This is a genomic window from Mogibacterium neglectum, assembly GCF_030644205.1.
In the GTDB taxonomy this organism is placed as follows: Bacteria; Bacillota; Clostridia; order Peptostreptococcales; family Anaerovoracaceae; genus Mogibacterium; species Mogibacterium neglectum.
The window spans coordinates 485,681-499,880 of the sequence record NZ_CP128647.1 but is presented as its reverse complement, the minus strand read 5'-3'; the positions used below and the strand labels follow the sequence as shown (position 1 = coordinate 499,880).

Genomic DNA, 14,200 nt, shown 5'->3' with positions numbered 1-14,200 from the left:
TTAGTTACCACCATTTGCGAACTTCAGTACATCTGCAATAGTCTTGCACTCTGGGAATTTTTCCTCAGGAATCGAAACACCATGAGCCTCTTCCATCATCATCGAAAGCTCTACAGCGTCTAATGAGTCAAGCTTTAAGTCCTCCTGAAGGTCAGCAGTCTCAGTTACCTTATCCTCACTAACACCAAAATTCTCACAAATTAATTCCTTTAGCTGTTCAAAAGTCATAGCATTTACTCCTTTTTTTCTTAATCTCTACGTTGGATAAAATATTTTAGTTAAATATTTTTATCTATTATTTTTTTACTATTTTATTTGCCTTTGTGACTTTCGTCAAGTGAAAGTTTTGTGTGGAATCCTTTTTTTGCTTTAAAAACAGCTATTTTTCAACATTAAAAGCCCCTTATTCTAATTTTAATTTTTTCAAAAAAAAGAAAAGATGGCTGAAATTCAGCCATCTTCCCTCATACTTTATGGATTATCAATATACGCCCATTACATAGCGTATGCCATTACTGTCTAGCTTCAGCACCAATATCGAGACCTGTCTTGAAAGCCTTATCATTTAGTGGAATTACCTTTGGTTTGTGCTCAAACTTGTGGTGAATTCCATCATAAATAACCTGCTCAGGTACTGCATTAGAGTATCCGATATAAGCTCCAAGCATAATGATGTTGAGAACCCTTGGGTTACCCATTTCAAGAGCCATCTCTGTAACTGGAACAGATACCACAGTGATGTCATCTCTATCAATAGGATCCTTTACTATTGAACTGTTAATGAACAATGTACCACCCTTCTTAAGAGTTGGAAGGAACTTGTGTAGTGAAGGTCCGTTCATTACTACAAGGTCATCTACACTGTTAGATACAGGTGCACCGATTTCGTCATCAGAAATTACAACGTAACAGTTTGCTGTACCACCTCTCATAGCTGCGCCATAAGAAGGGAAGAATGTTACATTAAGGTCTGTTGACTGACATGTAGCTTCTGAAAGAAGCTTTCCCATGGTCATTACACCCTGTCCGCCAAATCCGGCAATCATCAAATTTCTTTCCATTCTAAACCTCCCTATTTAGCTTCTGCGCCCTTGTCTCTAACGAGACCTAGAGGGTACTCATCAAACATATCTTTTTCAAGGAACTTGAGCGAATCAAGCGTGCTCATTCCCCAGTTCGTTGGACAAGATGTAACAATCTCCACAAGTGAGAAGCCCTTTCCTTCTAGCTGATACTGGAATGCCTTCTTGATTGCCTTACGAGCCTTGATTACGTTCTGAGGAGTGTTGCAAGAAACCCTTTCTAGATAGTAAGGAGCTGTTAGCTGGTTGAGAATTTCAACGATATGCATTGGGTATCCGTGAATATCTGGCTCTCTACCTTCTGGTGTAGTCGTGGAGTTCATGCCGATAAGAGTTGTTGGAGCCATCTGTCCACCAGTCATACCATAAATTCCATTATTAACGAAGATAACTGTGAAGTTCTCTCCTCTGTTAGCAGCTGACATAGTCTCTGCAAGTCCGATTGAAGCAAGGTCTCCATCGCCCTGGTATGTGTATACAAGTGAATCAGGGGATGATCTCTTGATTCCTGTTGCTACAGCACAAGCTCTTCCGTGAGCAGCAATAGTAGCATCGTGAGCAACGTAGAACTGACCGAGTCCGCAGCAGCCTACACCCTCAACTCTTACGAGCTTATCGAGTTTACCTAGTTCTTCTGCCGCTTCACCGATTAGCTTATGCACAGTACCGTGCATGCATCCCGGACAGAATCCGGATACTGTATCAGGAAGAATTCCCTTAGTTCTTGAATAAACTTTTGCCATCTATAGTACCTCCTTAATCAGTTCACGAGCAGCTTCCATTACCTGATCATTAGTCAGAAGCTGACCACCGGATCTTAGGCACTCCTTGATAACTGTTCTGCCCTTAACTGCATGATCCACGTCCCATCTCATCTGAGCAGGAATGGACATCTCGACATTGAGAATACCCTTTATTCTGTTGAAGTCTAGGTTCTCAAATGCTTCATATGGGAATGGAGAAAGCTTGATAGGTCTTATCATACCAATCTTAACTCCTTCTTTTCTTAGCTCTCTTACGACAACCTTTCCGATACGAGCGGAGATTCCGTATGCTGCGATGATGATCTCAGCATCCTCTGTCTCAAGCTCCTCGTACTCAACATCCTTATCCCAAGTTCTGTAGAGCTTATCTGCTTCGATATTAACAGCTTCCTGTCCTGTTCCAACAGAACCAGGTCTACAGAATGCGTTCTCACCTACTGGGTGACCTACGATTGCTCTGTAGTTGAATGCATCTCTTAGTTTTGCAATCTCTTCTGGTGTCTTCATTGGAGGAAGAACTACTGGTTCCATGATTGTTCCCATAACTCCATCTGTGAGGACGAGTACTGGATTCTGGTCTCTCTCAGCATAATCAAATGCCTTATATACCATATCTACGCACTCCTGAACAGTTGATGGGGCGAGTACGATCATTCTGAAACCACCGTTTCCGGAAGCCTTAGTTGCCTGAAGGTAATCCTGCTGAGCTGGCTGTATAGCACCAATTCCAGGACCACCTCTCTGCACGTTTACATATACTGCTGGTAGTCTAGCAGATGCGCAGAAAGAGATACCCTCTGAGTACAAGCTGATTCCGCAGCTGGATGAAGAGCTCATTGCTCTGATTCCAGTAGAAACAGCACCATAAAGCATGTTTACAGATGCAACCTCAGATTCACCCTGTACAAAGTTACCACCTACTTCTGGCATTCTTCTTGCCATATACTCAGGAATTTCGTTCTGTGGTGTGATTGGATAACCAGCAAAGAAACGACATCCTGCTCTTACAGCTGCCTCTGCAATAGCTTCGCAGCCTTTCATAAATACACGTTCTGCCATATTGCTCCTCCTTACTAATCTCTCCAAACCTCAATACAGTCCTCTGGACATATCTGTGCGCACATTGCGCAACCGATGCAATCCTCTGGTGTAGCTGCAACCGAATAAGGGTAACCTTTTGAGTTAACATTCTCACCAATAACGAGGACTTTCTTTGGACATGAAATCACGCAATATTGGCAAGATTTGCAAGCTTCAGCATTGATTTCAACTCTACCTTTAGCCATCAACATTACCTCCTTAAATAAAATATTTTAGCGATCAACCCACGAATACGTCAGGAACAACTCAATTGGGAATAGATGTCTGTCAGTCATACTTTTGACTTCATCATATATCTCGTCTCTCACAACGAAGCTGCCGACGGTAACTATTCCGCTCAGCATCTCGTCGAGCCTAGCAAGCCCTTCCATGAATTCTTCTGCACTCGTCTGGTAACCTAGGTTAGGGTTACCAAGAATATAGATGCGATTCAACCTAGCCGCAGTGACAATATCGCTCATGGTCTCATCAATCGCCTTTAGACTCTTCGTCCAAGGTCTATACGGATTAATGACGTATACCGGAACCGTATTGTCATCCTTTAGCAAGTGTGCGTATACTCCCACAACTCTCGAAGCATTGTGACCGCCACCGATGTCAAGGACCGTATATACATCCTTATTCATCAGCGATTCGGCAACACCACCAACTACTGTCGGCGCATCGAGAAATTGCAGCTGATAATTTATCTCCACACCCTTTTGGGCGAATGCATCCTTCATATCTCTAGAACGATATAGCGGTTTGCTCTGGTCCATATCGAATACTTGGACCTTAGCACCCGTCTGTTCAGCAAGCTTTGCTGCAACATTGAGAACAATCTCACTCTTACCACTTCCAGCCTCTCCTATAAAGAGGAAATTCTTCTTCTCTTTAAGAAGATCTCCGAAATCTTTATCCATCTCGTAGAAAATACTCATCCACTACCTCATTTAAAAACTTCTTTCATACGATACCCAAGATGAATCTGGACATTGTACAAACATCAATCAGTTCTAACTACCTAAATGAATTCTCACATTCAGAAGCTGTATCCTGCAACCTTGGAATTACGGAGTAAAGGCTTCTGACCATTCTCTCCTTATACCCGCTTACACTGATTGCACAGATTGCTGTCCCATCGGACGAAAGTACAGGTGTCGCTACACATACAAGTCCCTCTGTCACTTCTTCCATATCGTAAGCGAGTCTACTTTCCTTAACCTCTTCAAGAAGTGTTCTATACTCGTCTTTATCTACGATACTCTTGTGTGTAAGACGAACGTAATCAATCTCATCAACTAATTTATCCGATTCACCTGAAAATGCTGTAAGCACTTTACCAGCAGCGGTCAAATTTAGACTCATCATCTCCTCTGAGCTAACCACTACAGCAACACCAGTATATGGATTTTTACGAATTGCTATATATGATTTAAGTCCTTCACGCACTGATACCGTCACCGCCAGACCACATTTCCTACATAGTCTAGCCACCGGCTCATCGAGCATGTTGACTATCTGCTTCTGTATATTAGTATTTCGACTCAAGGTGAATACTCTATCGGTAAGATAATAACCACTATCGATTTTATCCTTATAGATGTACTTCATCTCCTCAAGCGAATTGAGAATTCTACTTATAGCAGCGTTGGAAAGTCCCGTCTGCTGAGCTATAGACGTCAATGTCAGTCGACTCTGAGACTGGTACAAATCAAGCACCTTTAACGCCTTTTCAAGCGAACTATTACGTTCTGCCATGATGTCTTCCTTTCACTGCCTTTTTACAATTCAAAATATACTCTTTAGGATTAAGTTAGTCAACATTAACAAGCGAATTTTTTCCGTATTTCGAGCAGCAATTTCGTTATACGGAAAATATTGGTTGATAGAATTTTAAGTTTTCCAATTGATATTGACACTGCAATTTACTTATAAGACAATATAAACACTATGAAAATATTAAGTATTAGCACACAAAAGCCGCACTCAACTGGTAGCGGCGTATACCTAACAGAGCTGGTAAAATCCTTTGACAGAAATGGTCACAAGCAGGCCGTGGTTGCAGGTGTATATAATGAGGATTTATTTGAATTTCCTCCTTCTGTACGTACCTACCCTGTATATTATTCACACGGGAATTCTATGGGTGAATTACCATTTGAGGTGCTTGGCATGTCAGATGTTATGCCATACCCTTCCACTCTATACAATTCCCTAACTGATGATATGGCAGATATGCTTTATAGCGCTTTTGGCAAAGCTATCGGAAGAGCTATAAGAGAGCTTGATCCAGATGTAATCCTATGCCATCACCTATTCTTGCTCACTTCCATGCTTCCTGATATGATCAAAGAGTTTGCACCTGATTCATTTCATGGCAAAATCTACGGCATATCACACGGCTCCGACATAAGGCAGTTTCAGAATTGTCCATTTAGACGTGAGGCTATCATCTCTGGAATACGTAAGCTGGATGGTATATTTGCTCTGCACGATGAGCAAAAAAATCAAATCAATGAGCTTTACGGTATACAAAATAAGAAGATTAAGGTAATCGGAACCGGGTATAATTCTCAGATATTTAATATGAATAAAGATATGGAAAAGTCAAAGTTAGATGAGCCGTATAAGATTATCTATGCCGGCAAGCTCAGCACGGCTAAGGGAATTTTTCCACTTGTAGAAGCTTTGACCGAGCTTGATAGGGATAGTGAAATTCCCGCTTTTGAACTCCGACTTGCCGGCGGATGTCAGGAGGAGGGAATCGCACGTCTCCTATCAGGGAAGCCAGCACTCCGTGCTGGCGATGCAGGCGAGCTCGAAGCCCTGCCATTCAGCGCCCTCTACCTCGGCATGCTATCTCAGACCGAGCTCGCCGCGGCCTTCAGAGCCAGCGACATATTCGTGCTCCCTTCATACTATGAAGGCCTTCCCCTCGTTCTGATAGAGGCGATGGCATCGGGCGCAATTCCCGTCTGCACCAGCCTGCCAGGTATACAGAGTTGGCTGGCCAGCAAGATTGTATCTGACAATACCATCTTGGTAGAGCCGCCTAAGATGCAGGCTCCAGGTGAACCATTTGAGTCCGAAATTTCTGCATTTAAAGAGCGACTCAAAGGGGGGCTCATATCCGCTTTAAAACTTGCCCACAGCAATAGATATAGTCATGACTATGTGTATCCAGATACGAGCAAAGCGTCGTGGGACGGAGTTACGGAAACTATACTAAAATATGTATAACTTTCCTTGCTCTCTCCACATTTAAAATCACATTAGATGATATAATTTACACGTAATGATAGATGGGTATTTTATACATATCATCAACTGAACACTCGTACATGTGGAATCGCCTTGATACTTGTGTTCATAGAATCATCGGGATACCTATATCGCGGTTTTTATTTAGAAATTTTATGAATAATGAGATAATTAGTGCAGCGCGAACTATCATGTTCGGCTGCACTACTCTAATGCAATAGTATAGAAAGGTACGGAAATGAACGAACTACAGGTGAGGGAACTTATTGTTAAGTATGCCTCCGACTTTACAGATAGATATACCAAAGCTTACGGATCAATTATCGCTAGGGTTGACAATAGAACATACCTCATGTCGAGACCTGGTTTAGTTCTGGATACTATCAAGGATTCAGATCTACAGCTTTATGATATGAGTTCAGGTGATGCGGGCAGGATACTCAGTACTAGGCGAGATATTAACGTCATGATTTTTGCATGTACAGAACCTTCAGCAATCTTCTCCAAAGACGCTGATGTGCTTAGACCAGCGCTCTATGATTTAGCAGGTATAGTTGGTACTGATATAAAAATTACCGAAGATACTACAGCAAAATCCTTGCTTACTGCATTAAAAGACAGAGCTGGCTGCATAGTTCGTAGCAAAGGAATATTCAGTGCTAGCAGTAATATGAAGGATGCGATTTCAATAGTTAAGATTATCGAAAAGAGCATCGAGGCAGAGATGTACGGTGATAAAATTGGTGGAATAAAGCATCTTTCTGCCGAAGAGGCAATGCGCACTCGCCAGATGCATAATCACCTATATTCTAATGTCAATTCTGAGAAGCATGTTGTTTTCGTAAACATCTCAACAGACGAACTCGATGTGCGTAACAACATGATTGACTGTGCGCATAAGCTCAAGAATAAAGGTCTCTTCCATGGTTCATGGGGAAACCTGTCTGTTAGGCTTAATGATAACGAAATGCTGATAACTCCTTCAGCTATGGAGTATAACAAAATTCGTGCCGAGGATATCGTCAAGATAGATATCAATACACTGGAATTCGAGCACATCCAACGTGTCCCTTCGAGCGAATTTGACTTGCACGCTGCCATTTATAGGGAGCACCCTGATTGGAAAGCGATAATCCGTACACATTCGCATGGACTTTCGGTATTTGCGGCTGCACAAGTTGGTTTCAAAATTACAAACCCAGCCCTTCATGAGCTGCTCGGAGATGTCAGCGCTAGCGAACATGTTGAGCCGCACACCCCTGAGTTCATCGAAAGTATCCTCAAGGAGCTAAGACACAATAGCATATGCGTGATTGCGAACAGAGGTCCGATTTTCTGTGCTACGAGCCTAGAGAATGCCGCACTTATGGCCGATGCCATAGAAGACACCGCATGCAACATGCTCGGATATAACGAGTCTCTGCTCAAGCCTGAGGAGGACTAAAAGTCAAATGTTGGCATGCATAAATTGCATGCCATTTTATATGTTATAGAGCGAACGATTTAACTGAAATATCGCATTTAATCAAGATGACTTAGCGTGCTGATGATGTCACATTTACGGGGCCTGGCGAAGGTCACAGTCTGGCCAACAAGAAAAACGAACCTGTAAAATTCGTCGCTCTTATCATCTATGAGTAAAGTTATGAAAATTAATTTATGGAATTAGGCCAAATCGCAACTTAATTCCATTTTTATTTACGAGGTTGCTTGTTGTAAAATATCTCACAAGTTGTTATAATCTCTCGGGCAGATTACTGTGCGAATATCATCGCAGCAATACGCGCGACAGAGACTTCACCGTGCAGTGTCATGCCATGTAAATCATTTCTTCGGGGATGCCCGACTCATCGCTGTATCCTAGCAGAACGGCAGAAGGAGGTAAATATGAAGGATAAATTATCCAATACTAAATTTCTTGCGCAATTAGCGCTTCTCGTTGCAGTTGAACTCGTCATGAAAATTACAGGACTTGGCAGTGTGCCTATCGGTCCAATCTACATGTCATTTCTCACACTTCCAGTCGCAATCGGAGCGATACTAATGGGTCCACTCGCTGGAGCTATACTCGGCGGAGTCTTCGGCATCGCAAGCTTTATAGATGCTATTTCTGGTGCATCTGCAATGGGCGGAGTTTTATTTCAAGTCGCACCCTTTAAGACATTTGTACTATGTGTCATCACGAGAGTGCTCATGGGAGCATTTGCAGGTATCATATTTAAAGCGATCAATAAAGTTTTAAAAAGCCGTACCATCGCATACTCGATTGGAGCAATAAGTGCCCCCTTACTTAACACGATATTCTTCATGGGATTTTTAGTTATTGCCTTCTACGACACCAGATATATACAGAAGCTTGCTCACACAATTGGTGCAACCAATCCGCTAACTTTTGTAATCACACTCGTGGGACTTCAAGGCTTAATCGAGGCGGTAACATGCTGCGTGCTCGGCACTATAGTTTCTAAGGCACTTGCAAAGCACCTTGGTCATAATAAATCAGCAAGTGTGCAGGAATAAAATTGCTATAACGGTAGAAAACTATGAAATCTATAATGTAAAATAAAAATAGCCACGCAAGCATATAATACAATGCGTGGCTATTATTTATGCAGTTATATCCCCTTTTTTACGAGCTATAGCTCTGCAAAGATACACGAAAGGTGTATCGCAGAGGCTTGTAACGATATAGATTATATAAGTCGAGAATATCAGTGTTATTACGGTCTTGGTATCGTATAATCCTGCAAACGCAAATACAGTGTATAGCGCCGAATTCACTAGCTGTGAGATTAATGTCGAGCCGTTATTACGGAGCCATAAGAACCTTTCTCTATCACCAAACTTCTTATTAGTGAAATCCCACCACTTATGATATAGCCATACATCAAAATACTGCACGATTACGTATACCGCTAGACTTGCGAACATGAGTCTCGGTGTATGTGCAAATATCTGCCTGATTGAAGGTGATGCAAAATCGCTTGAGCTTGGCGAATACAATAACCATGACGAACTGATTACCACAAACGCAATGGACGTTGCTATACCAAGATGTACAGCTTTGTGCGCATCCTTTTTCCCATAGATTTCACTGGCAATATCAGTGACCAAAAAAGTGGTCGCAAAGAGCACGTTTCCGAGTGTCATCTCCATGCCGAACGCCTTTACGAGGATAAGAACCTCAATGTTGGCGGTGATAGTCGCAAGCACCGTCCATAGGTAGAGTCCGTCTCTCCCAAGATACTTGTACATGAGCACTACGGCGCTGTACTCGACTATTAGCGTGATAATTAGTAGTAATTCATTACTCATTTTGTTTTTGCTCGGACACTCAAGTCTTCGAGCTCTCCTTTCCACATCAAATTTCCAGAAGACAATCATAATATCTAACAGCGCATATTATCACACAGCTGCCGCTGATAAAATTAATCAAAAATAAACAGCCGACGCAAAACAAAACGCCGGCTTACTTTCGTATTCCTAGTACCCGTAGTTTTGATAAAGCAGGATGGTTTCGAACTGCTGTATAAAATTGTCTCTAGAATTAGCTTACACGTTTAAAAAGACAAAAGCCTCTTCCTCATTAGCAAAGGTGATTATTGTGAGTAGCACAAGCACCGATGCCCATACTAAAAACGCCAAAAGCAGAATCCATTTTATTGGCTTATTAGACCTAGCTCTATAACATACGTAACCGAACAGCGCAAAGATAACTAGTATCGCTGCCCAGACTATAGCGCTAGCATGTGGCACAAAATATTGTTCTGCGAATTTTTCAATAGGCGCAGGCAATCTCATCTCTATCTCCTTTCGAACCCTCTGTCTTAGCTATTACATTTTAGACTAATAACTCCCCCTTAGGCAAGACCTTCTTGATAGTTCTTTTGTATGCAACAACCATCATTGCCGATGTAACAGCCCAACTTACCGGATACACGAGCATTAGGTTAAACCATGTTGGGTTAAATTTAAAGAACGTGTAAATCCATATTATTCTAAAACCGCATACACCTAAAAGCGTTACTATTGCTGGACTTAGTGAGTATCCGTATCCTCTCATACCTCCAGATAATGTCTCAATTGTAGAGTTTAGAACCTCACCAGCCATAAGTATAACCAGTCTTATATAGCCGAATTTTATCACTGCCATATCATCATTAAATACACTCAGCATCTCCTTGCCGAATACGATCACTGAGACACCGAAGGCAATCATCGAAATCCAGTTTAGGATCAATGTCTGCTTTACTACATCTTTGCACCTTCGATAATTCGAAGCTCCGTGATTCTGTCCGACAAACGTAACTGCAGCCTGTCCAAATGCATTTGAAATAAAGTATGCCATAATCTCTATATTGAAGGCAGCCGTTGTACCGGCCATAGCATCAGTGCCGAGGCTGTTGATCGCAGACTGAATTAGCAGATTAGATATCGAAAACACCATACCTTGCATACCTGAAGGAATTCCGATTCTAAGAATATTTCTCGTTATCCTCTTGTCTATTCTTAGCTTATTTAAAAAAATTCTTACTGCTCCACTGTGCTTTTTTAGAAAATAGAATAGAAGCGAAGAGCTTAATGCATCAGCTATCACAGTAGCGATAGCAACACCTTCTACATCCATTCCTACCACTATGACGAAAAATAGGTTTAATGCGACATTCACAAGACCGGATATAGCAAGACATATCAGAGGAGTCCTAGTATCCCCTTGGCTTCTAAATATAGCAGATTGGAAGTTATAGAGCATTACGAATGGCATTCCGCAAAAATATATCCTCAAGTATCTAATAGCCAGAGGAGCGATATCAGCCGGAACACCAAGTATATTGACTATAGGACTTGCGATTATATTACCTACAGCAGCGATTGTGATTCCGCTTAACACTGCAAGCACAACCGAAGTATGCGCTGTCCTACTAACTCCATCGGCATCGTTAGCTCCTGTATATCTAGACATCATGACGTTAGCACCAACTGAGATTCCAACAAATAAATTGATCATCAATCCGACAACCGGTGCATTGCTACCTACAGCTGCCATAGAATTCTTACCGACAAATGTTCCGAGAACAGCAACATCAGCGGCACTAAATAGCTGCTGTAGCACACTAGTCAGCGCTAGCGGTAATGCAAAAATTAAAACCTTCCTCCATATACTACCATGGAGGAGGTCACTCATATCATTCGACTTCATCTATAATCCCTTCTGTACCTGCAGTTACCTTTCTTTAGATTTATCCATACATGTTTCACATATACCGTAAAAGACAGTGCGAAACGGATCGACTTTAAAACCATGTTCATCGATCAGATGCTGTTCTATATCCTTAATTTTATCGCAGTGAACATGGATGAGCTTCCCGCATCCTTCGCACTTGCAATGATAAACACTTACAGCTTCATGAGGCGCTCCATCACCAACGTATTCAAAGCAAGCGGCTCCGTTTGTTCCTACCGCATATTTGCTTACAATCCCCTCATCGAGCATTCTCTGCAGGTGACGATATAAGGTTGTGACTCCAATCGCCTTGTCCATGCCAGCGAAGTGTACGTATAGTTCGTTCACCGTAAAATACTGTCCCGGGATTGACGATATGTATTCAACAAGTTCATCGTACTGTTTTGTCTTATATCTCTTCTTCGATTCCATCTAAGCCTCGCTATAATTCAAGAAAAATTGGTTTTCAACTCTTCAGAATTGAAAACCAATTTAATTTTATGACAAGTTTCTTAGTAAGTCAAACGCACACGGTTAAGAATTACTACTGTTTAAATTTAAGTACGCGCATCGAATTTATAATGCATATGATGCTAACTCCTACATCTCCAAACACTGCATACCACATTGAAACGAGTCCTAGTGCAGACAATGCAAGAATGATGAGCTTTACCCCTATAGCAAATGCAATATTAGATTTTACAATCCGCATCGTTCGCTTAGCTATTCTTAAGATCAGTGGTAGCTTGCGCAAATCATCATCCATCAGAACGATGTCTGCTGCCTCTATTGCCGCATCTGATCCTAGCGACCCCATGGCGAATCCGACATCAGCTCTCATCAGCACAGGAGCATCGTTTATTCCATCTCCTACATAGCCAAGTTTAGCCCCAGTATTATGATTTCCTTCTATGAGCTTCTCAACCTCCTCAATCTTGTCAGCTGGAAGCAGCTCATACCTAACTACATCGAGTCCAAGCTCTTTGGCTACAGCCTCTGCAGTCGCTTTCCTGTCGCCCGTGAGCATAACCGCCTTCTTGACACCCTCACGCTTAAGTTCAGCGATACTTTCTCTAGCTTCATCCTTAATGGTATCAGATACCACTATATATCCTTTATACTTCTCGTCATACGATACAAATGTGATAGTTCCCAGCTCGGAGCCATATACTCCACTCACATCTTCTACTTCATTTTCATCGAGAAGTTTACGGCTACCTACAAGTAGAGATTTTCCATCTAACATAGCTGATGTGCCTTTTCCGGTTAGATTGATCACATCTTCAAGCCTACTCTTATCAATTTCCTTATCCTTTGCGGCTTCTAGTATTGACTTTCCTATTGGATGTGTTGCAAATGCTTCGCCATATGCGGCGAGTTCTATTAACTCGTCTTCAGTTGTACCCTCTGCTGGTACAAGTTTTGATACTTTAAATTCTCCCCTTGTGAGTGTTCCCGTCTTGTCAAAGACCATTGTATCAAGGCTCGCTGCTGCTTCGAGGAAGTTGCTCCCCTTTACGAGAACTCCAATCTTGGATGCTGCCCCAATGCCTCCAAAGAACCCGAGCGGAACTGAAATAACGAGTGCACATGGACAAGATACAATCAGGAAGTTGCAGGCTCTCTCTATACCATCTGACCATGATAAGCCGAACACAAGAGGCATGGCTACAGCCAGAAACGCAGCACCTATAGTAACTATAGGTGTATACACACGCGCAAATCTCGTTACGAAGTTCTCGAGGACAGCCTTCCTAGCACTAGCATTTTCAACCAGTTCTAAAATCTTTGCGACTGTTGAATCATCATACTCTTTGGTAACTCTAATTTTGAGCATACCTTCGCCGTTTACACATCCCGATATGATATCATCGCCCTCAGAAACTCTCCTAGGGACAGATTCCCCTGTCAGAGCTGACGTATCGATAAAAGACTCTCCTTCGATTACTACTCCATCAAGTGGAACCTTATCGCCAGGTCTAACCACGACCATGCTGCCTATTTCGACATCCTCAGGATCTACCTCTTCAGTCTCATCTCCATTAAGTACAAATGCTGATTCGGGAGCAATCTCCATCATTTCAGTAATAGAAGCTCTCGACTGACCGACAGCATAATCCTGGAATGCTTCACCTATCTGATAGAAAAGCATGACGGCGAGTGCCTCTGAATACTGTGTGTCTCCAAATAAGCCCAGTCCAAATGCAGCAAATGTTGCAATCATCATAAGAAAATTCTCATCAAAGATCTGACCATTTCTGATATTCTTTGCCGCTCTTATGATTACATCATTACCGACTATAATATATGGAATGAAGTAAATTATAAACAGCACAAATCCGTGAATTCCATCTAACACGCCTACAAACTCGAGTATCATCAATACTAAGAAGCACACGAGTGATGCTGCTATCCTATTTCTCCTATTTATTTGCTTCTTGCTCATCAGTATAGCCCCTAATCTCTCAATACGCTATCCAAAAAGTAACCCTAATCTAAGTACTACTTCATCTCTACTGTAAAGTCAGGTTCAATCTTCTTACCTGTCTTAATAGCTGCTTCTAGAATTTCATCGAATCTATCATCATTGGCAACGAGAGTGATTTTCTGAGCCATAAAATTTACTTTTACTTCCTCTACTCCATCTAACTTATTTATTGCGTCCTCTACCTTTGCTGCACAATTTGCACAATCAATTTCGCACTTAAATTTCTTCTTCATCTCTTACTCCTTTTCCGCTTAGTATACTCCTTAAAGCTTTAAAACATTGCACCTATCATATTATT

16 protein-coding genes are annotated in these 14,200 nt (G+C 41.9%); 3 read left to right on the top strand and 13 right to left on the bottom strand.

Annotated elements, in window-relative coordinates; translation table 11 throughout:
• From QU661_RS02275 to QU661_RS02245, 7 genes are all read right to left on the bottom strand, one after another.
• Complete coding sequence (locus tag QU661_RS02275) at positions 1-228, bottom strand: acyl carrier protein (RefSeq protein ID WP_106056371.1); 228 nt, start codon at positions 226-228, stop codon at positions 1-3.
• Positions 229-512: 284 nt separating this feature from the next.
• Complete coding sequence (locus QU661_RS02270) at positions 513-1,061, bottom strand: 2-oxoacid:acceptor oxidoreductase family protein (protein WP_106056369.1); 549 nt, start codon at positions 1,059-1,061, stop codon at positions 513-515.
• Positions 1,062-1,072: 11 nt separating this feature from the next.
• Positions 1,073-1,825: a thiamine pyrophosphate-dependent enzyme gene (locus tag QU661_RS02265; RefSeq protein ID WP_304990145.1), complete on the bottom strand. Its 753-nt coding sequence runs from the start codon at positions 1,823-1,825 to the stop codon at positions 1,073-1,075.
• Positions 1,826-2,905, bottom strand: coding sequence for a 3-methyl-2-oxobutanoate dehydrogenase subunit VorB (gene vorB / locus QU661_RS02260; protein ID WP_304990144.1), 1,080 nt, complete (start codon positions 2,903-2,905; stop codon positions 1,826-1,828). It lies immediately after the preceding gene.
• A gap of 14 nt (positions 2,906-2,919) precedes the next feature.
• Positions 2,920-3,132, bottom strand: a complete 213-nt coding sequence (locus tag QU661_RS02255) for a 4Fe-4S dicluster domain-containing protein (RefSeq protein ID WP_297967946.1) — start codon at positions 3,130-3,132, stop codon at positions 2,920-2,922.
• Between the two features lie 27 nt (positions 3,133-3,159).
• Positions 3,160-3,867, bottom strand: coding sequence for a nucleotide-binding protein (locus QU661_RS02250; protein ID WP_304990143.1), 708 nt, complete (start codon positions 3,865-3,867; stop codon positions 3,160-3,162).
• A 79-nt stretch (positions 3,868-3,946) separates the two neighbouring features.
• On the bottom strand, positions 3,947-4,687 hold the full coding sequence (locus QU661_RS02245) for an IclR family transcriptional regulator (RefSeq protein WP_304990142.1): 741 nt from the start codon (positions 4,685-4,687) through the stop codon (positions 3,947-3,949).
• A gap of 192 nt (positions 4,688-4,879) precedes the next feature.
• Here QU661_RS02245 and QU661_RS02240 point away from each other — a divergent pair, with 192 nt between their 5' ends.
• From QU661_RS02240 to QU661_RS02230, 3 genes are all read left to right on the top strand, one after another.
• Positions 4,880-6,169, top strand: a complete 1,290-nt coding sequence (locus QU661_RS02240; protein ID WP_304990141.1) for a glycosyltransferase family 4 protein — start codon at positions 4,880-4,882, stop codon at positions 6,167-6,169.
• 259 nt (positions 6,170-6,428) lie between these two features.
• Positions 6,429-7,634, top strand: coding sequence for a class II aldolase/adducin family protein (locus tag QU661_RS02235; RefSeq protein ID WP_304990140.1), 1,206 nt, complete (start codon positions 6,429-6,431; stop codon positions 7,632-7,634).
• 443 nt (positions 7,635-8,077) lie between these two features.
• Positions 8,078-8,710 carry an ECF transporter S component gene (locus tag QU661_RS02230; RefSeq protein WP_304990139.1) on the top strand — a complete coding sequence of 211 codons (633 nt, stop codon included), beginning with the start codon at positions 8,078-8,080 and terminating at the stop codon, positions 8,708-8,710.
• An 87-nt stretch (positions 8,711-8,797) separates the two neighbouring features.
• On the opposite strand, the gene QU661_RS02225 is transcribed toward QU661_RS02230, so the two are convergent.
• The 6 genes from QU661_RS02225 to QU661_RS02200 form a co-directional block, all read right to left on the bottom strand.
• Complete coding sequence (locus QU661_RS02225; RefSeq protein WP_304990138.1) at positions 8,798-9,505, bottom strand: queuosine precursor transporter; 708 nt, start codon at positions 9,503-9,505, stop codon at positions 8,798-8,800.
• Between the two features lie 237 nt (positions 9,506-9,742).
• Complete coding sequence (locus tag QU661_RS02220; protein ID WP_304990137.1) at positions 9,743-9,991, bottom strand: hypothetical protein; 249 nt, start codon at positions 9,989-9,991, stop codon at positions 9,743-9,745.
• A gap of 40 nt (positions 9,992-10,031) precedes the next feature.
• Entirely contained in the window at positions 10,032-11,390 is a 1,359-nt protein-coding gene (locus tag QU661_RS02215) for an MATE family efflux transporter (RefSeq protein WP_304990136.1), read from the bottom strand.
• Positions 11,391-11,414: 24 nt separating this feature from the next.
• Positions 11,415-11,846 carry a Fur family transcriptional regulator gene (locus QU661_RS02210; protein ID WP_304990135.1) on the bottom strand — a complete coding sequence of 144 codons (432 nt, stop codon included), beginning with the start codon at positions 11,844-11,846 and terminating at the stop codon, positions 11,415-11,417.
• Positions 11,847-11,958: 112 nt separating this feature from the next.
• Entirely contained in the window at positions 11,959-13,860 is a 1,902-nt protein-coding gene (locus tag QU661_RS02205; RefSeq protein WP_304990134.1) for a heavy metal translocating P-type ATPase, read from the bottom strand.
• A gap of 56 nt (positions 13,861-13,916) precedes the next feature.
• Positions 13,917-14,135 (bottom strand): cation transporter, encoded by a 219-nt coding sequence (locus QU661_RS02200; protein WP_304990133.1) that lies wholly within the window; start codon positions 14,133-14,135, stop codon positions 13,917-13,919.
• Between the last annotated feature and the right edge of the window lie 65 nt (positions 14,136-14,200).

What these genes read in the sequence shown, in the direction of transcription:
- QU661_RS02250 (WP_304990143.1), bottom strand. Translation starts at nt 3,867, where the DNA reads ATGAGTATTTTCTACGAGATGGATAAAGATTTCGGAGATCTTCTTAAA.
- QU661_RS02245 (WP_304990142.1), bottom strand. Translation starts at nt 4,687, where the DNA reads ATGGCAGAACGTAATAGTTCGCTTGAAAAGGCGTTAAAGGTGCTTGAT.
- QU661_RS02220 (WP_304990137.1), bottom strand. Translation starts at nt 9,991, where the DNA reads ATGAGATTGCCTGCGCCTATTGAAAAATTCGCAGAACAATATTTTGTG.
- QU661_RS02275 (WP_106056371.1), bottom strand. Translation starts at nt 228, where the DNA reads ATGACTTTTGAACAGCTAAAGGAATTAATTTGTGAGAATTTTGGTGTT.
- QU661_RS02205 (WP_304990134.1), bottom strand. Translation starts at nt 13,860, where the DNA reads ATGAGCAAGAAGCAAATAAATAGGAGAAATAGGATAGCAGCATCACTC.
- QU661_RS02240 (WP_304990141.1), top strand. Translation starts at nt 4,880, where the DNA reads ATGAAAATATTAAGTATTAGCACACAAAAGCCGCACTCAACTGGTAGC.
- QU661_RS02265 (WP_304990145.1), bottom strand. Translation starts at nt 1,825, where the DNA reads ATGGCAAAAGTTTATTCAAGAACTAAGGGAATTCTTCCTGATACAGTA.
- QU661_RS02200 (WP_304990133.1), bottom strand. Translation starts at nt 14,135, where the DNA reads ATGAAGAAGAAATTTAAGTGCGAAATTGATTGTGCAAATTGTGCAGCA.
- QU661_RS02255 (WP_297967946.1), bottom strand. Translation starts at nt 3,132, where the DNA reads ATGGCTAAAGGTAGAGTTGAAATCAATGCTGAAGCTTGCAAATCTTGC.
- QU661_RS02215 (WP_304990136.1), bottom strand. Translation starts at nt 11,390, where the DNA reads ATGAAGTCGAATGATATGAGTGACCTCCTCCATGGTAGTATATGGAGG.
- QU661_RS02225 (WP_304990138.1), bottom strand. Translation starts at nt 9,505, where the DNA reads ATGAGTAATGAATTACTACTAATTATCACGCTAATAGTCGAGTACAGC.
- QU661_RS02235 (WP_304990140.1), top strand. Translation starts at nt 6,429, where the DNA reads ATGAACGAACTACAGGTGAGGGAACTTATTGTTAAGTATGCCTCCGAC.
- QU661_RS02270 (WP_106056369.1), bottom strand. Translation starts at nt 1,061, where the DNA reads ATGGAAAGAAATTTGATGATTGCCGGATTTGGCGGACAGGGTGTAATG.
- vorB (WP_304990144.1), bottom strand. Translation starts at nt 2,905, where the DNA reads ATGGCAGAACGTGTATTTATGAAAGGCTGCGAAGCTATTGCAGAGGCA.
- QU661_RS02230 (WP_304990139.1), top strand. Translation starts at nt 8,078, where the DNA reads ATGAAGGATAAATTATCCAATACTAAATTTCTTGCGCAATTAGCGCTT.
- QU661_RS02210 (WP_304990135.1), bottom strand. Translation starts at nt 11,846, where the DNA reads ATGGAATCGAAGAAGAGATATAAGACAAAACAGTACGATGAACTTGTT.